This window comes from Niabella yanshanensis (assembly GCF_034424215.1).
Taxonomy (GTDB): Bacteria; Bacteroidota; Bacteroidia; order Chitinophagales; family Chitinophagaceae; genus Niabella; species Niabella yanshanensis.
Genome location: NZ_CP139960.1, coordinates 589,930 through 614,695 on the forward strand (window position 1 = coordinate 589,930; position 24,766 = coordinate 614,695).

Below are 24,766 nucleotides of genomic sequence, written 5' to 3' on the forward strand. Positions count from 1 at the left end.
ACGGTTGCTTATTTATCCCCTCGTGCATATTTCGCAACTAAGGCGGTATCACCAGCCTGGTTAGCATTGATATGCGTATAGCTTTCAGCGTCTTTCAAAACAATGCGATAGTGAACACCATTTTTATTGCTCACTTCTGTTACCCCGTGTATTTCGTTATTCTTATAATCATTTCTTACATGGTAAAGAACATTGGAAGGAAGCTGCTCCTCTTTGTAATACCGGATGGTTTGCAATAACTTACCTTTCGTATCAATAGTTACACGTGTTTTGATACCGTCGTTTTCAAAAAAAGCTTCATAGTTATTGCCGGTGTTGCTCCATGTAACATCATTTACATTTTTAAAAGTAGCTACAAAAGTTTGCTGCGCTTTTTCGTTCACCACCGGTTCAGCAATTGAAGCATTGGCGTTAAAGCTTACAGTTAAAAGAACCGCTGCAGATAAGATTAAATTTTTCATTGTATTTGTTTTGTTGTTTGTAGTTATTAATTGTTTCACAAACATACAATGAGGAGATGCCCTGGGTCAATAGCAAAAGGATGAATAGTAACAGTATTACCGGTGAATGGTAGTTTTGTCGAGGCGAAAAGCAGGGTATCTGCTAAACCCCGGGTACCTGCCGGCCGGCCAGGCGGGTTTCCGGGATAGACTTGAAATGATTTATAAAAGAAGTACAGCTAAAACTAAAATCGAGATGGCATCACATTCCCGGATATGGTTTGAGGCAATCTTAGCTAAATGCCGTTGCTCCATAGGAGCAACCTCGTTATAGCCTCATAATGGTTACAAATATTTTACGTGCCGTAGGTACGCAACCATTGCCTGTTCCATTTCATTGGCGATGGATCTTACAACACAATATATCTTCCCGTAGCTTTTAAACAGGCAGCCGCTACGGCATAAACGTTAATTCTAATAACATATTTCAATAAATAGGCCTACGGCATTTATATTAACCCGGTGCTATTCCAATTTTTGCTTCATTATCATTTTAAATTCTTGGCGTCTTGTACTTAGTTGTGCCAACAAAAACAATCCTGCAAGGAACGCTGGAATTCAGGGCAATAAATCTGAATTTTATCCGGGGCTACACTAGTTCCCGCTCTGGTGCCTTTTGAATGATCCTTAGTTTTGCAACGGCCTTTTTCTTCTTCTTTTTCTTTTTACCCCACCAGATGTAAAATCCTGTGATAGGAAGTGAGGCGGCTATTAAACCCGTAAAGAATACCAGGGTACGACCCGCAAACCCGCCAATACCACCTGTATGAATATCATAGGTCATTCTGTTCGCTTTTTCACCGGCATTGGCGTCTTTGTATAATCCCCAGTTAGAGGCGGTAAAACGCCGGGCGGTATATTGGTCAAAATACAGGTTATCTGCAGGAGCATATTTACCTTCTTTTAAATACATGATCACGTTGACAGAAGCGCTATCCGAATCGGGTAACCTTACCTGGTAATGCTCAACACCGGGGTAACTTTGTGTAGCGGTTTGAAGTATCTGATCAAGCGCCGGTCCGTCAGTGTTTACTCCGGGGTTTGCGGAAACGAATTTGGGAGGCGTGGGTCTTTCCTTACCACCGCTAAATAACCAGTACTCGGCTTTCATGACGCTTTCGAAGCTCCAGGCCAGGCCTGTGGCAACAATGAAAAACAACACCCAGCTGGCGTAAAAACCGAGCACTTTATGCAGATCATAGTTCAAACGCTTCGGAGACGCGTTCCACTTAACGGTATAGCTGCTTTTCCGGGCATTTTTGTTACGCGGCCACCAAAGAATAAGTCCGGAGATTACAATAACAGTGAAAAGAATCATACAAACAGCTACCACTACTTTACCTATTTGTTGCGGTAGCCATAAATACATATGACCACGTAAAATAAACCGGAAAAACTCGGTCTCCGTATTGCTGGTTTTTAATACCTCGCCGCTGTATGGATTCAGGTATACTGCCCAATAATAGGGATCACTACCTCTTTTAATAAAGTGTACAGTTACCGCACGATCTTTGGCGTAATAAATAATTCTTGTAGGTTTTTTACCCGGTAATTGCTTTGCGGCGATTTCACTTAACCGGGAAATAGGCAGGTAGGCACGGGATTCTTCTTGTACAGTAAGATAGGGTTGCGTCAATCTGGACAACTCTGGCTGGTAGGCATAAATCGCGCCGGTGAGCCCCATAATAAAAAACACCAGCCCGGACACCAGTCCGAGCCAGAGGTGAAACCATTGAATAATCTTCTTAAACCGGCTTTTAGAGTTTGAACGAGACACTGGCTATAAAATTTGATGGTTTTTGCGGCGTTCCGTTATTATTCCAGTAACGCTCGTTGGAAAGGTTATTCCCTTTCAACGCAAAACGGTATCGCTGTGTATCATAAAATACCGACCCGCTCAATAATGTGTAGCCGGGAACCTTAAAGCTATTTGCCCCATCGTACCAGGAGTCTCCCACATAATTCACACCGGCGCCAAAACCTAATCCTTTTACTTTGTTTTCGGGTATGGTATAACTTACCCAGAGATTACCGATATTTTTAGGACTAAAAATCACGTTTTTACCCTGCTGTGCTGCCGGGGCGTTACGGTAACGGTTTTCGTTAAAGCCATAGCCCGCAACAATATTCATACCGGGTATAGGATTGGCAATCACTTCGGCTTCCACACCGCGGCTGCGCTGAGTGCCGTCCTGGAAGGTGAATTCTTTGCCTTCAATTGTTTCTTTGCGAGTCGAGTTGGTAACGCTGATATCATATACGCTTACGCTTCCCGCCAATTTGGTGTTAAATAAGTCGAATTTTACACCGCCCTCCAATTGGTTCCCGTATTGCGGCTTTAATACCAGGATCGTATTATCCGGCTGTGGTGTCGGCGGAAGGTTTACAAAACCGTTCATATAATTACCAAATACGGATAATTTGTTTGGAATAACCTGGTATACCAATCCAAACTTAGGGGATAATGATGTTTGATCATAAGCCCCCGTATACAAACCCGTTAACACGTTAAAAGTGCCTTTGGTGGAATAGCGGTCTACCCGCAGGCTTAGCATGGCTAATAGATGGTCTGTAATATTGACTACGTCCGAGGCATAAATACTGGCATTTTTAGCCACAGTTGACGTAGTAATAAAACCCTGCCCGGATGAAATCGAGTCAATGGCAGGACGGCTCATACCGGGTACCGGCCGGTTTAAGTTAATAGTGCCAAAATTAACGGTGGCACGATACAGATCATTATAGTTATGGTTATAATCAATACCGACTACCATGCGGTTACGAATAGAACCGATCTTAAAATCTCCTATAAAATTTTGCTGTACTTCTATATTGCCAAAAGTTTCCGGGGTTTGGTTTCGCACCACACGGCTGACAGTTGAGTCGGTGATCATATTTAAAGCAGTCCAGTAGAGGTTCTTATAATAACCAACAGAGTACAGGTAATTGGTTTGTGATTTCCATTGATCGGAAATTTTATATTCTACCTGTGCCTGTATATTATTGATACCGTTATTTACATCGATACTGTTGTTGATATATGATTTTTTATAATCAAGTGGCAGGTCTTTGAAATTGCGCGCTGTGGTATTACCTATTCCAAATGAAACAACTGTATAATTTCCACGCGTCATTTCCATATCCAGTGTCAACTTCAGCCGGTCGTTCACCTGGTAAGAAAAAGTAGGAGCAATGGTATAGTTTTTATTAAATCCCTGGTCCTGGAAGCTTCCTTCCGATTGTGCAGCAGCATTGATGCGGAATAAGGCGGTTTTCTCTTTATTGATAGGTGTATTAATGTCTGCTGTTACGCGGCCAAATTCAAAGCTACCGCCGGCAACGCTGATCTCGCCGCCAAATTCTTCATAAGGGCGTTTGGTCACGTAATTATAAACACCGCCAAAAGTTACGTTCCGGTTACTTCCGAACAGCGTGCCGGATGGCCCTTTGATGGACTCTATACGCTCAAGAATTGCAGGGTTGAGCGGCACAATGGCGCTGGTAGCCATCCCATTTCTCATACCAATGGTGGTAGAAAAACCTCTCATGCTTAAACCCATCGATCCTCCTGCGGAGAAATTGGGTACAGAGCCGGGTATATTGCGATAGAGGTCGGTGCGTTCAATAATCAACTGCTCCTGTATCAAAGCACGGCCAACAACATTATAGACCTGCGGATTTTCCAGGTTTTTTAACGGCATACGTGCTACGTATTCGCTTGATTTATAAACAAATTTATTTTTGGAATTCGTTACAATCACTTCCTGCAACTGGCTATTGGATATACTGATCTGAAAATCAGCAGTCGTAGTTTGTCCGGAGTTAACGGTAACTGATTTTTTCAAAGTTTCATAACCGACAAAAGAAGCTTCCAGTTCATAGTCGCCGGCCGGTAGCTTATTGAGCGTATAAAAACCGGCCTCATCACTGATCACATTTCTGCTGGTGCCTACCAGGGTAATTGTTACATAGGGGGCTGGCTGGTTATCGCTGGTGATTACCCTTCCTTTTACAGTTCCCGACTGAGCTACAGCAGCACTACCCGCCATCATCAAAACAAATAACATCATCCATTGGTACCTAAACCCAGATCGTTTCATCAAAGTGATTTAAAGATTCTTAAAAAATTTTCCGAAGGTATCGAACCGCTGAAATAAGCATTTACGAAATGCGGAAATTTTAAAATGACATTGTAGAACATTATCAAACCGGAATCACCGGATTGGGGCGAAAAGCATCGCCTTTGCAGACAATGATTCTAAACTTTTGAAGAAATTTCACTTATGACCTGGTTGCAGTGGCGGTAACTTTTTGTATCCCTTTATCTTGAGCCGGGACTTCAATAGAAGCATTTTGAATATTTACTATTATTTAATAATAATCAATAAATTAAGCCCAACACCTCTATTAAAACTATCGATAACAATAAAGGAGACACCATTTGCTGCGACATTGTCTATTGTACCAATTACAGTAAATAACTTACCACCGGCCACTGCTTCTATATCATCGCTGAAAGACCAGAACCGGCTTTATTTGTTTTTGAAAGTTATCTTCGTATCAGACGGTAAAAATCAAAATAGCGTAGTAGGACAGGCTGAGACCGGCGAAATAAAGTTTTCTCAACTTTTACTTCAATATAAATGAATCTATTAAAAAAGGCTTTCCCATTGATTCTAATCCTGCTTTTTACAGCAGGAACGGGCGCAGCTCAAAAAGATTCCATTACTAAAGTATTTATTATACGTCATGCGGAAAAAGCTGATGACGGGTCAAAAGACCCGCCTTTATCAGAGGCAGGGAAAAACAGGGCCGCCGCTCTGGCTAAAACATTCTCAAAAACCCGTATCGATGGGATTTACAGCACACCTTATAAAACCAGGGAAACCGTGAGCGTTTTAAGCGCTCAGACTGGTGTATCTGTTGTAAACTATAATCCCATGGATACAGAAGCAATCTGGTCGCTGGTGCGCAATCAAAAAGGGAAAAACCTGTTATTTGCAGGGCATTCTAATACAGTTCCTTTAATATTGAACCGGCTCACCCAAAGCGAGGGGTACAAAGATTTACCGGAAACCAAATTTGATAATATCTGGATCCTTTTGCTAAAAGGTACTGAACTGGTAGACCTGATCCATTTAACCTATTGAATAGGGATTGCTTTCATCTGTAGTTACTGGCAGCTCATGTAAAAACAGGCTACCAGCCCGATAAGTATTTTCAAAATCCTGTTTAAAAGCATTTCTCCTTTATTAAAGAGCTCAGGCCTCTCCATTCCATTCCTTATAAAAGCGCTCCAAAAATGCTTCCAGGTAACCATGCCGTTCCAAAGCAATTTGTTTAGCGGTTGCCGTATTCATCAAATCTTTTAGCTTCAACAGCTTATCATAAAAATGTTGGAGGGTGGTCTGATCCGGCTGTTGAGGATTGTGAATCTCTCTTTGTTTGCTGCCACCAAAAGCAAAAACTCTGGCTAATCCAATAGCTCCAATAGCATCCAGTCTGTCGGCATCCTGTACAATTTTAGCTTCGATGGTCTCCGCTATTTTCCCCTTGCTAAAAGAAACCTGGGAAACAATGGCTGTAACCTGTGAAGTTACATGCTCAGGTACGTTCAATTGATTCAGCATCGCTGTTATTTGTTCTTCAGACCGGTCCACTCCATTATTGAGCTTATGGTCTCCCACATCATGCATCCAGGCAGCCAGCTCCGTCAGGAAAAGATTCGCATTTTCCTGGCGGGCTATTCGCAATGCCATTTTTACGACCCTTTCCAGGTGAAAAAAATCATGCCCCGTACCTTCACCCGAAAATTCCCGGTACACATAAGTTCTTACGGCGTCTAAAATTAACTGCTCATCCATAGCCGGTAAAGATAGGGCTCTGCAAAACAACCTGTACAATAACCACTCTCTTTTCAGGGACTAGCGATCTCTCTGGTATCCCTTTTCCTTTTCCTTTAAAAGCAGTGTTTTCAATGCGGCTACTTTTTCCGGTTTTTCATCGGCGAGGTTCCTGGTTTCCGCCAAATCCGTTTTGAGGTGGTACAATTGATCTACAGAAGCATTGCCCGATTGGGTTCGGGTTAATTCATAAAAAGCAGGAGATGCATTAGGAGCAATATATTTCCATTCGCCATCAGAAACAGAGAGTGATGTGGATGATTCTATAATGTATTGCCTGCCTGTATTACTGGTTCCTAACAAGGCTTTAAGCTGGTCCTGGCTGTCTGTAACCTGCGCGGGTAGCTGTTTTTGCCCTACTAATGCCGCAAAAGATGCCAAAAGGTCTACCTGGGAAATAAGCGCCCCGGATGTTCCGCTTTTTACGTGGGCGGGCCAGCTTACAATAAACGGCACCCGGGTACCGCCTTCAAAATTACTGTATTTTCCGCCCCGGGTATGCAGGGGTCCCCATGGCTTATGATCACCTAATAATGCTTCAGCTCCGTCCTGGTAGCCGTCATCTATCACCGGGCCATTATCACTGCTGATAACAAGGAGCGTGTTGTCGAACAAACCGTTCTCTTTTAAAGTCCTTATAATTTCGCCTACAGTCCAGTCAAACTGGAGGATCGCATCACCCCGGAATCCCATGCCGCTTTTTCCCGCAAAACGGCGATGTGGATACCTGGGAACATGAATATCATTGGTACCCACATAAAGGAAGAAGGGTTCTTTTGTATGCTTTTTAATAAAACCGGTTGCTCTTGCGGCAATAGTGTCCGCAATATATTCGTCCTGCCATAATGCTTTACCGCCACCTTTCATGTAACCAATACGGGAGATACCATTAACAATCGCCTGGTTATGTCCATGATTCGGTGAGGGCTTTAATTTAGTAAGCAGTTCAGGGCGATCTTTACCCAGGGGTTCGCCCGGGAAGGGTTCTTTATAGCTTACCGCAATAGGTGCAGAGGCATCATGATTAGCTACGCGCTGGTTCTCTACCCAAACGCAGGGTACCCGGTCGCCGGTAGCTGCCATCAGAAAGGAATAGTCAAATCCAATATCTACAGGCCCGGGGGTAATGAAGCCGTTCCAATTCTGGTCTCCTTGCTGATCTCCCAGGCCCAGGTGCCATTTGCCGATAGCCCCGGTTGTGTAACCAGCCTGGCGGAACATATCAGCCATGGTAAACTGCTCGGGGCTTATCACCATTCCCGCATCTCCTGTTGCAATTCCTGTTCCTTTTTTGCGCCAGTTGTATTCACCTGTAAAAATCGAATAACGGGAGGGGGTACAGGTAGATGCAGTTGTATGGGCATCTGAAAAAACCAGGCCTTTTCTAGTCACCTGATCGATATGGGGTGTATGAACAGCCTTTGCACCATAGCAACTTAGATCACCGTAGCCTATATCATCAGCGATGATCAGGATAACATTTTGTGGTTTTACATGATGTTGGCTATAGGAAAAAAAGGAGGATAACAATAGTCCTGCTATTAACGGGATCTGCTTATTTATTGTAAACATTAGGCCGGATACTTCGTGAGTGAATAAAAATTTATAACTACCAATTAATAGTTGGGTCGATACAAGACAAGCGATAAAACAAATGTAATTCTAAAAATATTGTTTTATCGCCTCAGACAGGTGCAAACGATTGCGCTTTTTATTTGTAACTTTTTACCTGGCTCAAACGATACACATAAGGAAAGCCGCCATCTGTATTAAAAAAGATATTACATGACGGTGCTCCGGGCCAAATTTCACCAAATGGTGAAATCCAGCATGATATTTTCTAATTTCGCTTTCTAAAAAGTTAACTGACTTGTCAGAACTGCTACATAACCAATATGCTATATAAGTACATCTTGCTGAGTTTAACGCTTGTTTTAAGCGCCTGCCTGCCCGTTTTTGCCCAAAAAGCCGCCATTACCGGTACTGTGAAAGACACCAGTTCGGGTATCAACCTGCTCAATGCCAGTGTGGTATTATTGAACGGAAAGGATTCTTTTATCCTGAAAGATACCCGCGTGGACAGAGAGGGTAAATTCTCTTTTCAAAACCTGTCGGACACCGCACAATACGTTTTGTTTTTTACCTACCCCCGGTACGTAGATTACTCTCATAAGGTAGACATGAAAAATAGTATTAAAGGCATATTGAATATGGATAATGTGAGCCTGATACCCAAAGAAAAGTTATTGGAGCAGGTGATTGTTTCCTCCAAGGCGGCTGCTATAAAAATAAAAGGAGACACTACCGAGTACCTGGCCGATAGCTTCAGGGTTCAGCCTAATGCCTCTGTGGAAGATCTCCTAAAAGAGTTACCGGGTTTACAGATTGACCAGTTTGGTAATATTACCGCACAGGGACAAAAGGTAAAAAAGGTTTTGGTAGATGGAGAAGAGTTTTTTAGTGATGATCCAACCCTGGTTACCCGCAACCTCCGTGCTGACATGATTGATAAAGTGCAGGTATTTGATAAAAAATCGGATGCCGCGGCTTTTACAGGTATAGAAGATGGCGTGAGAGACAAAACCATTAACCTGAAAATAAAAGAAGATAAAAATCATGGCCTTTTTGGCAAGGCCGAAGCCGGAGCGGGTACTAACGGGCGGTACAATGCGCAGGGCGTAGCCAATCTTTTTAAAGGCAAAAGGCGGATGTCCGCTTATGGAACTGTAAGTAATATTGGCCGTACAGGATTAGGTTCTGCAGATAAAGAAAAGATCGGGGACGATGACCAGGGTGGAGAAAACTATTCAGGAAAGGGCTTACCTAAAGCCATATCGGGAGGCGTACACTATGATAAAAAATGGAATACTGATAAAGAGTCTATCAACGGTAATTATAAATTAAATCTCCTGGATGTGGAAGGGGAGGAAGTGACCAATTCACAAAATAATATTCCTACAGGATTGATACTAAGTAACGCCAACAGTAATTTTAATAATTCGAGCGTTAGTCATAAAGCCAATGCTAAATACATTCTAAAATCTGATACCACTTCTACTTTTACGGTTTTCGCTGATGGTACTATCAGTAACAGTAAAAACTCCAACAATAGTCGTACGAACAACCTCAGAGGCGATAACACGCGGCTGTATGATAATACCAGCTCAGGGTTTAACGATTATGATATCAATACGTTAAACCTGAATCTGTCCTGGGAGAAAAAGCTGAAGAAATACGGGAGAACTATTTCCGTTTATTCGAGGAACAACTTCTCCAGCGATGCTTCAAAAGGGGAGAGCCGATCCAACAGCAATTTCTTTGACATAAACAATAACCCGGACAGCTCGGCCCTTCTGCATTTAAGGAGAATCATGAATGATGACTGGCGTACGTTAAGTTTGAATGTAAACTATACAGAACCCCTGACCTCAAAATTATCTTTGATAGTAAACTACACTTTTAATAACGAGGACAACAGGGACGATAAGCGATCTTTTAACCTGGCTGATCATCCCTCCGGTGATGTGATTGATACGGCTTTCAGTACCAAGATGAATGCAACGGTTTGGGGCAACCAGGCTGGCGCGGCATTGAATTATGCCTTCAAGAAAATGACCGTTAAAATAGGCAATAATGTAAAGCGGATAACTATGGATATCGAAGATAATTATACCTTGCTTCAGCTGAACCGGTCTTTCACCAATTGGTACCCCAGCGCCAGCTTTAACTATAAATTCAGCAATTACAAAGCCATTAACATCAGTTACAACGGCTCATCGCAAAATCCGGCACGTAACCAGCTGATGCCCTTTAGGTACAATAATTCCCAGCTCACTACTTATGAGACAAACACCCATCTGGAAAACAGTTTCAATAACAGCTTTAACGGTTACTTCTATGCAAGCAAAATTGTAACAAATGTCTATTACGGAGCTAATTTCAATTATACACTTACTTCCAACCCTATCACCCAATCTATCTTAGTAAATCCTTCAGGCGCTTATACTTACCGCTTTGTAAATATGGATGGGTATACGAATAATAACTATTATCTAAATACTTATTACTCTAAAAAAATTAAAGGAGTAGATATACAAACAGGAGTGGGCCTGAACTTTAGCGGGGGAACTTCTTACAGCCCTATTAATAATGAGATCAACAAACTCAACTATAATACGTCAGCCTTTGCTGTTGAGTTGCACAAAACAAAATTCAAAAGTTATTCCTTTTACTTATTGGCGCAGATTGGCTACACCATCAATAAGTCATCTTTACAGCCCGAAACAAAGAATAATTACCTTTTTACTACTGTTAACCCTTCGTTAGATGTATACTTCCTGAAGAAGTTCCAGTTGCATACCGATGCAGTATACCTGTGGCAGGAAAAGACACAGGCTTTTGCCAATGATTTTAACCGCACCATCTGGAACGCATGGATCGGCAGAAATCTTTTAAAGAACGATCAACTCACGGTAAAGATCTCCTGCAATGATATTCTAAACCAGAATAATGGTTATGAGCGAACAGCCACCAATACTTTTTTCTCGGAGAACCGGTATAGCACTATCCGCCGGTTCTTTATGATCGGTGCCACCTGGAGCTTTACAAAATTTAATAATCTTAAACAATAGGTGCTGATAACTGTATCAATTGCTATCACTTACCCAAATCAAATTCATGAAAAAAATTGCACTATATATTCTTCTGTCCTTTTCTTCGTTTCCCGTGCATGCACAATATGCAGCCTTCATCAATAGTGGCAAAATCCGATACGAGCGTAACGTAAACACATTTGCTGCAATGAATATTTTTCTCAGCGAGACTAAGCAGGTGCCTGAAGACCAGATACCTGCTTTTATGCAGAAATACCGCAGTACATCGCCCCAGTTCTGGAAAGATAGCTTTGATCTCTTTTTTAATAATAACTATAGTCTTTATCAGCCTGTAAATCCTGATATCGATTTTTCAAAAACCTTTGCCATTCCTGTTGCTTACAAAAACCAGGTATACAGCGATTTTGAACGGGCGGAAGTTACAACGGTAAAGCAGGCTTTTGAGAAATCTTTTTTTGTAAAAGATTCGTTGAAGAAAATCAAATGGAAATTAACGGATGAGACGAGGGAGATAGCGGGTTATCAATGTCACCGTGCCAACGCTTTATTTTTTGATTCCATTTATGTAGTTGCTTTTTATACCGACGAAATACTATCAAGGGGTGGGCCTGAGTCTTTCAATGGTTTGCCCGGGATGATTTTGGGATTAGCCATTCCACATCAGCACATTACTATTTTTGCTACCAGCGTCACCGGCTTTGACACGGCACCCGACAAATGGAAATTGCCGGTTCAGGGCAAAAATATTGTAACCAACAATAAAGACTTTAATGCGGTTACCTCCAAAATGCTAAAAGACTTTAATCTCACTTCACCCTGGGTGCAATTCTTTATGGACCTGTAACTCCTTAGTCTGGGGCTTGCTATATCGATTTTTCATATTTTTAAAAAATATTCAAAAAAGACAATCCTTTCAACACCCTAACATTTGTTTTGTTTGCAGATTATGATTTTATTGAACAATTTCTAACAAGATGTTTTCTTCGTTTAATACTCTTTAAGCAAAAACTTAAACCCATCTTCGCCGAGCATATACATTTGTAGCTTTCATAAAATTCATTTTAAAAGCTATATGAAGCATATTAATACGCCGATAAACCTAACTAACGCTGAACTGAAAAAATGGGTAAGTAAAATGGCTGAGCTTTGTAAACCATCACAGGTTTACTGGTGCAACGGCTCTGACGAAGAATATAACCGCTTATGCAATGAAATGGTAGAGACTGGGACCTTGATCCGTTTAAATCCTGAAAAAAGACCTAATTCCTTCCTGGCCCGTTCACACCCTTCCGATGTGGCAAGAGTAGAAGACCGCACTTATATCTGCTCTTTAGCGCCGGGTGATGCGGGGCCTACCAATAATTGGATGGCGCCGCGCGAGATGAAAGAAATACTGGAGCCTAAGCTGGACGGATGTATGCGGGGGCGCACCATGTATATCATTCCTTTTTGTATGGGTCCGATAGGTTCCCCTATTTCGCAGTTTGGCGTACAGATAACCGACGCTCCTTATGTTGTGGTCAACATGAACATTATGACACGTATGGGGGCAAGAGCACTGGAAGCAATGGGTAACCGGGAGTTCGTTCATTGTTTACATTCGGTAGGAATGCCGCTTACTGGCGGGCAGCAGGATGTGCCGTGGCCCTGTTCTCCTGACCCTAAAGACAAGTATATTGTTCACTTTCCGGAAGAGCGATTGATATGGAGTTATGGTTCTGGTTACGGCGGTAATGCTTTATTGGGTAAGAAATGCCTGGCGCTGCGTATCGCATCTACATTGGCCCGTGAACAAAACTGGCTGGCAGAACATATGCTGATATTAGGCGTAGAGTCTCCCGATGGCAAAAAGGATTATGTATGCGCAGCCTTCCCATCGGCCTGCGGCAAAACCAACTTTGCGATGATGATACCGCCCAAAGCCTTTACCGATGAAGGCTGGAAGGTAACTACCGTAGGCGATGACATTGCCTGGATCAAACCAGATGAACAGGGAAGGTTGCATGCCATTAACCCGGAGGCAGGTTTTTTTGGCGTAGCTCCGGGTACTAATTTCAAAACCAATCCGAATGCGATGGAAACCATCAGCGCCAACACTATTTTTACGAATGTGGCGCTTACCGACGATGGTGACGTTTGGTGGGAAGGTATGGACGGGGTTCCGCCTGCCCACGCTATTGATTGGCAAGGCAATGACTGGACACCGGCCAGTGAAACCAAAGCAGCCCATCCTAATGCGCGCTTTACAGCTCCCGCAGCCCAATGCCCGTCCATAGATAATCAGTTTGATGATCCCAGAGGTGTGCCTGTTTCAGCATTTATATTTGGTGGACGCCGTAACTCTGTAGTACCGTTGATCATGCAGTCTTTTAACTGGTCTTTTGGTGTTTATATGGCCGCCACCATGGGGTCGGAAATGACTGCCGCAGCTTTTGGAAACATCGGCGAAGTACGCAGAGATCCGTTCGCTATGTTACCTTTTTCGGGCTATCACATGGGCGATTATTTCGGACATTGGCTGAATTTTGGAAGACAGATACCCGAACCTCCGCGTATTTTTTCGGTCAACTGGTTCAGGAAAGAAGAAGATGGTTCATTCCTGTGGCCGGGCTTCGGTGAAAATATGCGGGTATTAAAATGGATAGTAGAAAGAGCTCGCGGTAAATCGAAAGGAGTGGAAATGCCTTTGGGCTGGATGCCTAAATATGAACATATCGACTGGCGCGGTATGGAGGACTTTACGGAGACCGATTTCGAAAATGTAATGAGCATTAACAGGGATCTCTGGATCAAAGAAATTGCATCGCAGGATGAATTGTTCTTTAAACTATATGATCGCCTGCCTAAAGAGATGACTTTTATCAGGGAGCTTCTATTGTCTAATCTCTGGAGGTCTAATAAAAAGCAGAAGAAAGCAGCACAGGCCTAATATATATATTATAATAAAATAGCCCACGGGTTTAAACCGCGGGCTATTTTATTATGTTTTACTTCAATTATACTCTTTCAAAATGATTGAAGAAGAAATCGCCTTCGATCTTTGCGTTCTCGTCGCTGTCACTTCCATGAATGGCGTTTGCTTCAATAGATTCTGCAAATACCTTACGGATAGTTCCTTCTGCTGCATTTGCAGGGTTAGTAGCTCCGATCAGGTCACGGAAAGAGGCTACCGCGTTTTCTTTCTCTAAGATTGCAGCAATAATGGGCCCGCGGCTCATAAATGCTACTAATTCACCGAAAAAGGGTCTTTCTTTATGTATGGCGTAAAACTCACCCGCTTTTTCAGCAGAAAGTTGGGTTAATTTCAGCGCTACCAGTTTAAATCCTTCCTTAGTGATGCGATCTAAAATAGCTCCTGCATGGCCATTTTCCATAGCGTCAGGTTTGATCATCGTAAATGTACGGTTACTCATATATTCATTTTTGGGTCGCAAAGGTAAAGAAACTTAATATTTCTTCATGACCTTAATTTGCCTATTTTTGCCGCACTTTTGTATGAAGCCTATACATAACATATTTCCATTGATAACGCAGCCTGCCCGGGTTGTTATTACCATGCATCAAAAACCTGATGGCGATGCCATGGGTTCGGCATTGGGTTTGTGCGGCTTTTTGAAAAGGCTTGGTCACGAAGTAGCCGTTATTTCTCCTACTAACTGGGCAAACTGGTTGAACTGGATGCCTGGTTGTGACGGCGTATTGAATTATGAAAAGCATCATGACCGCTCTGCTGAACTTTTAAGTAAGGCCGACTACCTTTTTTGCCTGGATTTCAATATTTTTCACCGCACTAAGAATCTGGCTCCGTTATTAGCCGATGCCACTTGTGTCAAAGTACTTATTGATCATCATGAACAACCTGATACAGCAAGTTTTAACTATGGCATCAGCGACATAACCAAGAGCTCTACCTGCGAAATGGTATATGATTTTATCGAAGCGAGCGGTAACGATAAGCTGATTGATGCCAATATTGCCAGATGCTTATATGCTGGGGTAGTTACAGACACAGGGTCTTTCCGGTTCTCTTCTACACATGCATCTGTGCATCAAATGGTGGCCAGACTAATGGAAACAGATTTTGATCATGCGCTCGTTCACAGTAATCTTTTTGATAACTTCCTGGAAAACAGGTTGAGGTTTATAGGACACGTATTAAGTAACCGGATGGAGTTTTTTTACGAGTATAATACGGCTTTGATATCCATTACCAAACAGGACTTGCTTAAATACTACATTAAAACGGGAGATACCGAAGGGCTGGTCAACTATCCAATGTCTGTGAAAGGCATAGAACTGGTAGGGTTTGTAATAGACAGGGATGAGGAGCGCAAATGGAGTTTTAGAAGTAAACGCCATTTTGATTGCAATACATTTGCGCGTAAATATTTTAACGGAGGCGGCCACTATAACGCATCAGGAGGAAATAGTAAAGACAGTTTAGCCCAAACAGTCGAATATTTCAAACAGACCATCAAAGAAAATGAACACCTGCTGGTCGAAGTAAAATCGTAAATTATAATTAACAATAACAACAAATGAAACGTTCACAAATCTTAGGAGCATTGGCTTTTGCAACATTAGCGTTTGCAGCCTGTAATAATGCTGACTACCAAACCAGCGCTAGCGGTGTAAAGTACAAAATCATCGACGGAGGAAGCAAAGACAGCTCTAAAGTTGGAGATGTTTTAAAAATGCATGTCATTCAGAAAATTGAAGGTGCGAAAGATACTGTACTGACAGATACTTATGGAAAACTACCTGCTTTCGTTAAAATTCAGGATGCGGCGATGCCCAACGCCTACGGCCCTGATGAGTTTTTCAAAAAACTAAAAAAAGGAGATAGTCTTGTTACTGTATTATATGTAGACTCTTTAATTAAAAAAGGATTGGCACAGGAAGCACAGTTGCCTCCGTTTATGAAAAAAGGTGATAAAATACTTTTAACATTTAAAGTATTGGAAGTATTTAAAAATGACAGTTTAGCTCAGGCTGACTATCAGAAAGAAATGGAAAAAGACGCTCCCCGTCAGAAGAAAGAGCAGGAAGAGATGATGAAAAAAATGATGAAGGATCAGGAGGACGCACGTAAAGCTGATGAAGCTGCACTTGAAAAATCCGGAGAAAAAGCGAAACAGGTTAAGGCGGTACAGGATTTTTTAACTGCTAAGAAATGGGCAGCTACCCAGACTTCAGTGGGTACCTTCGTAAAAATTGATCAACAAGGTACCGGTACGCAGGTTGCTGACGGTAAATTTGTTACGGTTAAGTATAATGGTAAAAAAGTAAGCAACGACAGTACGTTTGATGCAAACCAGTTTACGGTACAATTAGGTGTTCAGCCTTTTATCAAAGGTTTTGAAGATGGTTTAAGACAGTTCAAACAGGGTGGTAAAGGAACAATTGTTATACCTGGCTACCTGGCTTATGGCAAAGAAGGTAACGGTGGTGTTTTCAAACCATACGAGCCGTTATACTTCGATGTTGAGATTTTAGAGGTAAGCGACAAAGAGCCAGCTGCTCCACAAATGCCTACACCTCAGGCACACGGGCCAAACGACGGCCACAATCACTAATTCGTTAGACAAGAATAAATAAACAGGAGCCATCGCGAAAGCGGTGGCTTTTTTGTGCAGGATACAGCATGACAGTTTAGATAAATGCAACGGGTATTTTTAAATGTTGATGCCGATTGCGTGCCGGGATATGAAGCAACTCAATCATTCCGGCTGATCTATAAAACTATTCTGGTGAAATATATAGCGTTAATAATCTTTTTATGGGGCATAAGTCTGACTTCCTCATCTCAAAGGATAATGGAAAACCTGAACCGCGGCCTGGTTGCCATACCCGATGATAGTGGAAAAGTATTCGTTTCATGGCGCTTGCTGGCATCAGATCCCGACGCAATACGCTTCAATATTTACAGGAAAACCAATGGTTCGCCCGTCAAACTAAATCAGCAACCCATTTCCCAAACAACATCCTTCGTCGACGACTGGAAGGATACCATTTCTGAACGAACTTACATTGTAAGAACAGTTCTCCACAATACTGAATCAAAATCTGAAGATCACTTTGTATTAAAAAATGCATCCCGGCCTTACCTGTCCATCCCCCTTCAGATACCGCCGGGATATGCCGCGAACGACGGCTCTGTCGGGGACCTTGATGGTGACGGGGAATATGAGCTCATCGTGCATATTGCCGGCCGAGGTCATGATAACAGTCATGCCGGGTTTACCGACGAGCCATTAATACAGGCTTATAAATTAAACGGGCAATTATTATGGACCATTAACCTTGGTAAGAATATAAGAGAGGGCGCTCATTACACCCAGTTTATGGTATACGACCTGGATGGCGATGGGAAAGCAGAAATAGCCATGAAAACAGCAGATGGTTCTAAAGATGCCCGGGGAAGGGTGATTGGAGATGCAACCAAAGACTGGAGAAATGATAAAGGGTATATACTGGCTGGTCCTGAATATCTTTCGGTATTTAACGGATTAACGGGAGAATTAATTCATACCACTGATTTTATACCGTCACGTGCGCCAACGCTGAATCCAACAACTGCCGAACTAAAAGCGATCTGGGGTGATGGCTATGGCAATCGTATGGACCGTTTCCTGGCTGCTGTGGCGTACCTGGACGGCAAACATCCCAGCTTGATCATGTCGAGGGGATATTATACCCGTACGGTGATCGCCGCCTGGGACTTAAAGAACGGGAAGCTGGAAAAGCGCTGGGTCTTTGACAGCGATGAGCCGGGAAACAAAAAATACGCAGGACAGGGTAATCACAACCTTTCTGTGGCTGATGTAGACGGGGACGGAAAAGATGAAATTGTTTTTGGAGCCATGTGCATCGATGATAATGGTAAAGGGTTGTACTCTACCGGTTTGGGTCATGGTGATGCCTTGCATGTATCGGATCTGGATCCTTCGATTCCGGGCCTTGAGGTATTTGATATACAGGAGCGTTTCGATGATGCCGGTGCCAGTTTCAGATCGGCAGCAACGGGTGCCGTATACTGGAAAAAAGCTTCGGTGAAGGCCGGAGATGACGGCGAAGGACCCGGACGCGGCCTGGCGCTGGATGTAGATCCCAGGTATCCCGGTTTTGAATGCTGGGTAGCCGGTGCAGGTATACGGGGTATGTTCGACAGCAAAGGCAATAAAATAGCAGACCGTACTCCTTCCTGTAATATGGGTATTTACTGGGACGGTGATGTATTAAGCGAGTTATTGAATGGAACTGTTATTGATAAATGGGATTACCAAAACGCGAAACCTGTACGAATACTCAATACAGCCGACTTTCAATGCCGTAGTAACAATGGAACAAAGTCTAACCCGGTTTTATCAGCAGATATATTGGGCGACTGGAGAGAAGAAGTCATTTACCGCACGGCTGATAATAAGGAACTTCGTATCTTCTCAACAGCGATACCTACCGAACATAAATTCTATACGCTGATGCACGATCCGCAATATCGGGTCAGTATTGCCTGGCAAAATGTGGGCTATAACCAGCCTCCACATTTGGGCTTTTTTATGGGTGCCGGAATGAAGCCCCCGCCAAAGCCTGAGATTGTTTTTCCAAAGAAAGCCAGGTAGCTATCTTTATTATCATATTTATTACGCACCATCATGTTTATGAAAAAATTAGTGACCGGTATTTTAGCATTGGGCCTGGGTTTTCAGTTATTTGCGCAGCTTAAGGCTCAGTATACTGCTGATAAGGTGGCAGGCATGGAAGAAACCATTATGCAGGTTTTGGAAGCGAAGCATCGCTTAGAGAATAAAGCTTATCAAAAAGAGAACGAAGAGGTAAGAAAGGTGCAATATCTTATAGCAGTTAGAAAAATAAAAGCCGCCCCCGGATACCTTTCATTTATTGATAAAAGTATTACCGAACGCGAAAAGGAATTGTCAGGAAAATGGATGGACTATAAATATGTCTCTCCCTTGTCGTCTATACATCATAAAAGCAATATGATCAATAGATGGCAGTATCTGAAAATTGTAAGGTATTCAATATTTGAAGTGAAAGCTGATACTTTATTATCACTTGATAAGATTCCTTTTATGAGAGAGGCATATCAGAAAGAAGTAGCCCGCGAGCAGAAACGTTCTGCGGAAACAATAGAATTCCTGAGAAAGCGTTCCGTTCTTAAACTATAATTTTGGCCAGATAAGTTGTAAAATGACGCTATTGGTTGATCGCTGTAAATTAATTTGGCATTACAAATATTATGACAGCGCTGTTACTTATTCTTAAGTCAGCCAATCTAACAAGTTCTAAAACACATTATCAATTTCCGGGCGACTATACTGTTCCTGCGCATCGCTTATTTTCGGCAAACCAAAGTAGAAATATAAGCGCCGTTTAACCGGTGCATTGAAAATTGTATTTTCACTTTGGGGGCCTAATGCTTTTGTATTAGGACTTATATTTAAAGCGAGTTTGGTGCCCATTGCCGGTATAGCATCGAGAAAAGAGATATCTCCTTTAGGAAGTTCGGGGAAAGGCTTTGCACCGCTTAAACCGTAAAAGTTAAAAAGACGTACCGATAAATTTTCATCCTCACTGGCTACATAAAACCTTCCTTCTACCGTATTAAACTCCATCCAGGTAATATCACTAAAATAACCTTTAAACTCAGGGTATACCACCGGTGAATACCCGGTATGTGTGTTATTAAAAAAGTTCTGCCATACGTTAATGGGCGTACCGTGCATACGGTTCTTCCATTGGCGATAAGGTCCTTTGCCCAACCATTTGGCTGCCAGCACAAAATTTTCGGGATAACTAAAACTTACGCCGGCAAAGGGATAAGCTCCTTCAATTTGATACTCGTAGTCAAGTGACACCCAACCGTTCGCCTGCAGGGTCCATGTTATGGAGCGCATATTACCTTCGCAGGTGAAGATAGCAGAAGACTCCTTGCCGGTATTTTTAATAGCAACATTGGTAACCTTTGTATCGCCGTTCAGTAAAACAGGACCATTTTTGAAAGAAAGATTATCCATACCGGCTTTGGGATTTTTTATGCTTTCCAGCAAGCCTGTATTTTTATTGATGGTAACCTCTAGTCCATTATTCGTTAAGCTAATGAGTGAATCCATCTCTGTCGCCCGGGTAGGCTGTACTGCAAAATTCCAGATACCGGTCAGCAGATCATTATTCGTTTTTAGCTTCCAGCTCCATTGATACAATTCTTTGCCAAACCGGTCTTTGACTTTTAGAAGCAATGCATCGTAAGTACGAAAATTAGCAGGCAGGCTCAGTTGAAGCGGTCCTTTAGCCAAAGGCAGGATGGATGGGGCTTTCGAAAAACCAGTCTGCTCTACCGTATATCCGGTAAACACCATATCAAAGATACCGCGGAAATTAACTAATGCCCACTCATAAGTGCATTCGTTAAGGTTGGTGAAGTGATAACGATTTTCCAGTTCAACAACGCCATTAAAATTATGGGGTAATTCTTTCATCGATATTCTTACGGGGCTGAAAATCTCCCGCAATGCATAAAAGCTACCTTCTTTTTCGCGATGTGGGCCCAATATGCCGTCATTGGCATTCAAACCATTGGCATCAATAATATTACGCATGTCTGTACGTACCACACCCTCGTCTACAAAAGCCCACAAGAAACCACCGCCGCTTCTTTTAGCATTCCAATGCAACTCCCAAAAGTCGTACATAGCAGAACCTGCGCCGCCATCATCCTGGGCATGCAGGAACTCAGTAGGCATATAAATCAGGCTGTCGTTTAAAATGCTTTGCGTACTGTAATAATCTTCGTAGTGATTACAATCTATACCATTAAAATCGTTGCCGGGGCGATGATGCGGATGTATCACCGGGCGGCGTGAAAAATCCCAATTTGTGAATTCAGCATCTAATGCTCTATTCGTCCCCCCCTCGTTACCATTGGCCCAGAATATAATAGAAGGATGATTCAGATCCCTGGTGACCAGCTCTTTTACCAGGGGTGTTCCTGCCTCTGTATTGTAGGCTTTTTGCCAGCCCGCTAACTCATTAACTACATAAAGGCCCAACGAGTCGCACAGTTCCAGGAACCGTTTATCAGGAGGGTAATGAGAGCATCTCACCGCATTCATGTTCATTTCCTTAATTAGCTGAACATCCAGTAATTGGAGACTATCATTCAGTGTTCGTCCGGTTTCGGGCCAGAAGCAATGACGGTTAACACCTTTCATTTTCACCTGAACATCATTTACATAAATACCGTCCCCGGGTCGCACTTCTATAGTTCTGAATCCGAACTTCTCTTTTAGCTGGTAGATGGTTTTATTATTTTGTTTCAGGTAAACATGTGCGGTGTACAGGTTGGGCGTTTCGCTGGTCCATAGTTCCGGATTTTTTAAAGCAGATTGCAAAAGCACTGCAGAATCTCCTTTATTGACCCTGGCTGTTGTACTGGCAACTGTAATGCCTTTCGCATTTTTTATTTCGGTAACAATAGTGCCTTGCTGCAATAGATTTTTGGTATAGGCCATCATGCGAAAACTGCCGTCTGCTTTGGCGTCAATACCTACATAGTCGATATGTGCTTTATTAACCGCTTCCAGGTATACCGGTCTGAAAATGCCACCAAATACCCAATAGTCGGCTAATCTTTCCGCATTATTTACCGAAATGGTGGAAGACATTTTACTTACCTCTGCCTCCAGTAAATTATTACCGCCATAATGGAGCTGATCTGTGATATTGTACCGGAATCGATAAAACGCTCCCTGGTGTTTGGCTCCCGCTGATTGACCGTTTATTTTAACCTCAGTGTCCGTCATGCTGCCTTCAAACACGATGAATATCTCTTTTCCTTTCCAGGAAGCGGGTACATGGAACCGGTGCCGGTATTTGCCTTTTTCATCAGCAAAGCGGAAGTTCTTTCCATAGGTTTTATAATCGCGCCCATAGTTATAAGTGCCAAATCCCTGCTGCTCCCAGCAAGACGGGACCTGTATGGTCGTCCAATAGCCGCTGTTTCGTCCACCGGTACAAAAGAAGTCCCAGGCGACGGTATTATTGTTACCCGTGCCGGATAGGTATAACTTTTGTTTTTCCTGGGCAAAACCTGCCTGGCACATTAATGATACTATAAAATATATCAAAACGCAACGGATGCTACAATTCATTTACAACATAATAAAAGTGATCGTATAGTGCGGCAAAGCAGTTATTTACTTTATTCAATATCCAGAGCCCACCTTAAAGGAGAGCCCAGCTTTCTTGCCACTTTCAGCGAACAATCGTTATCAATAATGGTCGCTTACAGGCTAAAGTAGATAAGGTTGGCAACTCAGCCATCCTGATGTATCCTGAACCCATCTCTTATAATGTTAAGGAATAGCAGAAGTTTAATTATAATAAAAACTAATATAATAAATTTTGATAAAGAGTCATTTTTTGTGTTTTCATTACAAAATTTAACAATTATTAACTTTTTATTAAATCAATTTGTAATTTAGACGGGTGGGGTACAAACTGGAACAAGACTATCTATTACAAAATGAGGTTTCACAAGGCAATGAGCAGGCCTTTGCTATTTTGTTCGATCGCTATCATCAGCGCTTATTTCATTTTATTGTAAATCTGGTAAAGTCCAGGGAAGTGGCCGAAGAGTTGGTAATGGATGTATTTTTGAAGCTTTGGCTCTCCAGGGATATGATCAGCACTATTGAAAACTTTGATGGTTTCCTTTTCAAAATTGCATATAATAAAAGTATAGATTTTTTTCGCGCTGCCGCCAAAGACAAAACAGTGGCCGATATCATTTGGGAGCGGATACAGATTCCTGCCCAATCTTACGCGGACGCACCCTTGCTTATGCAGGAATACGAAACCAAGCTTCGCGAAGCTATTGATCTGCTTCCGCCAAAACGCAGGCAAGTATTTGACATGAGCAGAGAAGATGGTCTTTCTCACAACGAAATTGCGGATACCCTGGGTATTTCTAAAAATACAGTGGCCAATACTATAGTAGAGGCCAAACAATTTATAAAATCCTACCTCGAAAAGCATTACGGCCTTGCAGGCCTTGTAGTGTTATTAGCTTACCTTCTGAAAGAAAAATAATTTTTTTTCAGGGGTAGTAGTAGCCGGTTATTCTTTCGTTATTTATGATAAGCGGCGTCAGTTGCTTTAAAAAATGGAGCATAATAAGGATACATATTTCACCGTACTTATAGATAGGTATATGAATAATACCTGTTCCAGGGAAGAAATGGATGAAGTGCTGATGCTCGCCGAAAAAGATCCTCAGAAACTCTACGGGGCACTGAAAGAACATTGGCAGGGGCTGCAACCGGCAAAGAACGGAGAAATATTATCAGTTGCTCCTGTTTTTGATCAGGCTGCAAGTATAGAAGAGGCAGCTCATGCACAAACGCAGCAAGATACCGGGAGCGACGTTGATCTACGACGCAAAAAAATTGGGCGGAGATATCGGATGAGCATAGCAGCAATAGCCGTCATTACAATAGGAATAGCCGCGTACTTTCTGAATCATCAATCTGCTGATAGGGCAGTGGCTCAGCGGCAAGTAGTTGCAGATGTGGCTGCGCCAGCCGGAACTAAAGCCACAGTACGCCTGGCCAATGGACAGACAATCGTTCTTGACAGTTTATTGTCTGGTACTTTAGCGGTTCAGGAAGATGCTAAATTAATAAAGAACGCTGACGGGCAATTGGTTTATGAAGCTCAAGCTGATCCGGCAGATCATACACCTGTTTATAATACACTGGACAATCCAAAAGGCAGTCGCGTAGTGGATATGACCCTGGCAGATGGTACGCATGTATGGTTGAATGCCGGATCGTCCATCACTTTTCCTGTAGCGTTTACCGGCAGTGAAAGAAGGATACAGTTAAAAGGGGAGGCTTATTTAGATGTGAGCCACAATATGGCCAGACCTTTTATTGTGCAAACAGGAGACCTGATGATACGGGTATTGGGCACCGGATTTAATGTGGATGCTTACGGGGGAACAGAGCCGGTTAAAGTAACTTTATTAAAAGGGGCTGTAAAGCTTTCTAACAAAAACACAAGCAGCCTGCTGAAGCCCGGCCAGCAGGCCAGTGTAAAAGAACAAATAAGCGTCAGCAATAATGTAGACATGGATAATGTGCTGGCCTGGAAGAATAATAAGTTCATATTTGATAACAGTACTATACAACAAATAATGCGGCAATTGGAACGTTGGTATGATATTGAAGTAGTGTACCAGGGAGTACCAACCACCGAAGCATTTATAGGCTCAATATCAAGAGATGTAAAGCTTTCACAAATACTCTCATTGTTATCCGAAACTAATGCAGTGCATTTTGAACAACAGGGAAAAAAAGTGATAGTAAAACGATAGGCAGTGCGGTACACCAGGCCGAAGTGTAATATAAAATGAGATGAACCAATATTGCGGCCCTGCTATTCCGGATTACGATCCGTTATAATACAGTGTCAGCAAGCATTAGAGGGAGCTGTAGCGTTTTCATGAAAATAAAAAGGAAGAAAAATAATATGTCTACTATTTTGGTAGACTAAACAATAATAATATATTTGCATTGTCAAATTGCAAACAATACAACTAAACTTAAAGCAGGGTAGGCCCACAAAGCTTTTATATAAATTTTGACAACCAGCCCTTACTTCATAGGGAAGGATTCATAAAGAAAATTGACCAGGATAGTACACATCTGTTCAAACGGGTGCATCCAGC

17 protein-coding genes are annotated in these 24,766 nt (G+C 42.4%); 10 read left to right on the plus strand and 7 right to left on the minus strand.

What is annotated here, in order from left to right:
* Positions 1-8: 8 nt before the first annotated feature.
* The 3 genes from U0035_RS02090 to U0035_RS02100 form a co-directional block, all read right to left on the minus strand.
* Positions 9-461 (minus strand): hypothetical protein, encoded by a 453-nt coding sequence (locus U0035_RS02090; protein ID WP_114792526.1) that lies wholly within the window; start codon positions 459-461, stop codon positions 9-11.
* 628 nt (positions 462-1,089) lie between these two features.
* The gene (locus U0035_RS02095; protein WP_114792528.1) at positions 1,090-2,277 is read right to left on the minus strand and encodes a PepSY-associated TM helix domain-containing protein; all 1,188 of its coding nucleotides are present in this window, start codon (positions 2,275-2,277) and stop codon (positions 1,090-1,092) included.
* Positions 2,258-4,600, minus strand: coding sequence for a TonB-dependent receptor (locus tag U0035_RS02100; protein WP_114792529.1), 2,343 nt, complete (start codon positions 4,598-4,600; stop codon positions 2,258-2,260). The genes U0035_RS02095 and U0035_RS02100 overlap by 20 nt, the downstream gene beginning before the upstream one ends.
* Before the next feature lie 543 nt (positions 4,601-5,143).
* Between U0035_RS02100 and U0035_RS02105 the strand changes: the two genes are divergently transcribed.
* On the plus strand, positions 5,144-5,650 hold the full coding sequence (locus U0035_RS02105) for a SixA phosphatase family protein (protein ID WP_114792531.1): 507 nt from the start codon (positions 5,144-5,146) through the stop codon (positions 5,648-5,650).
* A 111-nt stretch (positions 5,651-5,761) separates the two neighbouring features.
* Here U0035_RS02105 and U0035_RS02110 read toward each other — a convergent pair whose 3' ends face one another.
* Together U0035_RS02110 and U0035_RS02115 are read right to left on the minus strand one after the other, a co-directional pair.
* Positions 5,762-6,364 (minus strand): HD domain-containing protein, encoded by a 603-nt coding sequence (locus U0035_RS02110; protein ID WP_114792532.1) that lies wholly within the window; start codon positions 6,362-6,364, stop codon positions 5,762-5,764.
* A 60-nt stretch (positions 6,365-6,424) separates the two neighbouring features.
* Complete coding sequence (locus U0035_RS02115; protein ID WP_114792533.1) at positions 6,425-7,975, minus strand: sulfatase family protein; 1,551 nt, start codon at positions 7,973-7,975, stop codon at positions 6,425-6,427.
* A 323-nt stretch (positions 7,976-8,298) separates the two neighbouring features.
* Here U0035_RS02115 and U0035_RS02120 point away from each other — a divergent pair, with 323 nt between their 5' ends.
* From U0035_RS02120 to U0035_RS02130, 3 genes are all read left to right on the plus strand, one after another.
* Positions 8,299-11,034 (plus strand): TonB-dependent receptor, encoded by a 2,736-nt coding sequence (locus tag U0035_RS02120; protein ID WP_114792534.1) that lies wholly within the window; start codon positions 8,299-8,301, stop codon positions 11,032-11,034.
* Between the two features lie 46 nt (positions 11,035-11,080).
* Positions 11,081-11,860 (plus strand): GLPGLI family protein, encoded by a 780-nt coding sequence (locus U0035_RS02125; protein ID WP_114792535.1) that lies wholly within the window; start codon positions 11,081-11,083, stop codon positions 11,858-11,860.
* Between the two features lie 228 nt (positions 11,861-12,088).
* Positions 12,089-13,945 carry a phosphoenolpyruvate carboxykinase (GTP) gene (locus tag U0035_RS02130; RefSeq protein WP_114792536.1) on the plus strand — a complete coding sequence of 619 codons (1,857 nt, stop codon included), beginning with the start codon at positions 12,089-12,091 and terminating at the stop codon, positions 13,943-13,945.
* A gap of 67 nt (positions 13,946-14,012) precedes the next feature.
* Here the strand turns inward: U0035_RS02130 and U0035_RS02135 are convergent, their stop codons facing one another.
* Positions 14,013-14,429 carry a nucleoside-diphosphate kinase gene (locus tag U0035_RS02135; RefSeq protein ID WP_114792537.1) on the minus strand — a complete coding sequence of 139 codons (417 nt, stop codon included), beginning with the start codon at positions 14,427-14,429 and terminating at the stop codon, positions 14,013-14,015.
* 82 nt (positions 14,430-14,511) lie between these two features.
* On the opposite strand from U0035_RS02135, the gene U0035_RS02140 reads away from it, so the two are divergent.
* The 4 genes from U0035_RS02140 to U0035_RS02155 all read left to right on the plus strand — a co-directional run bounded on the left by U0035_RS02140 (position 14,512) and on the right by U0035_RS02155 (position 19,205).
* Positions 14,512-15,531 carry a DHH family phosphoesterase gene (locus U0035_RS02140; protein ID WP_245957809.1) on the plus strand — a complete coding sequence of 340 codons (1,020 nt, stop codon included), beginning with the start codon at positions 14,512-14,514 and terminating at the stop codon, positions 15,529-15,531.
* A gap of 23 nt (positions 15,532-15,554) precedes the next feature.
* On the plus strand, positions 15,555-16,592 hold the full coding sequence (locus U0035_RS02145) for an FKBP-type peptidyl-prolyl cis-trans isomerase (RefSeq protein WP_114792538.1): 1,038 nt from the start codon (positions 15,555-15,557) through the stop codon (positions 16,590-16,592).
* A gap of 84 nt (positions 16,593-16,676) precedes the next feature.
* On the plus strand, positions 16,677-18,638 hold the full coding sequence (locus U0035_RS02150; RefSeq protein ID WP_327138719.1) for a rhamnogalacturonan lyase: 1,962 nt from the start codon (positions 16,677-16,679) through the stop codon (positions 18,636-18,638).
* Between the two features lie 39 nt (positions 18,639-18,677).
* On the plus strand, positions 18,678-19,205 hold the full coding sequence (locus U0035_RS02155) for a hypothetical protein (RefSeq protein WP_162817978.1): 528 nt from the start codon (positions 18,678-18,680) through the stop codon (positions 19,203-19,205).
* 117 nt (positions 19,206-19,322) lie between these two features.
* Here U0035_RS02155 and U0035_RS02160 read toward each other — a convergent pair whose 3' ends face one another.
* Complete coding sequence (locus U0035_RS02160) at positions 19,323-22,187, minus strand: glycoside hydrolase family 2 TIM barrel-domain containing protein (protein WP_114792540.1); 2,865 nt, start codon at positions 22,185-22,187, stop codon at positions 19,323-19,325.
* A gap of 337 nt (positions 22,188-22,524) precedes the next feature.
* Between U0035_RS02160 and U0035_RS02165 the strand changes: the two genes are divergently transcribed.
* A complete protein-coding gene (locus U0035_RS02165) occupies positions 22,525-23,127 on the plus strand; it encodes an RNA polymerase sigma factor (protein ID WP_114792541.1) in 603 nt (200 codons plus the stop codon).
* A gap of 121 nt (positions 23,128-23,248) precedes the next feature.
* Positions 23,249-24,412: a FecR family protein gene (locus U0035_RS02170; protein ID WP_162817979.1), complete on the plus strand. Its 1,164-nt coding sequence runs from the start codon at positions 23,249-23,251 to the stop codon at positions 24,410-24,412.
* Positions 24,413-24,766: the final 354 nt, after the last annotated feature.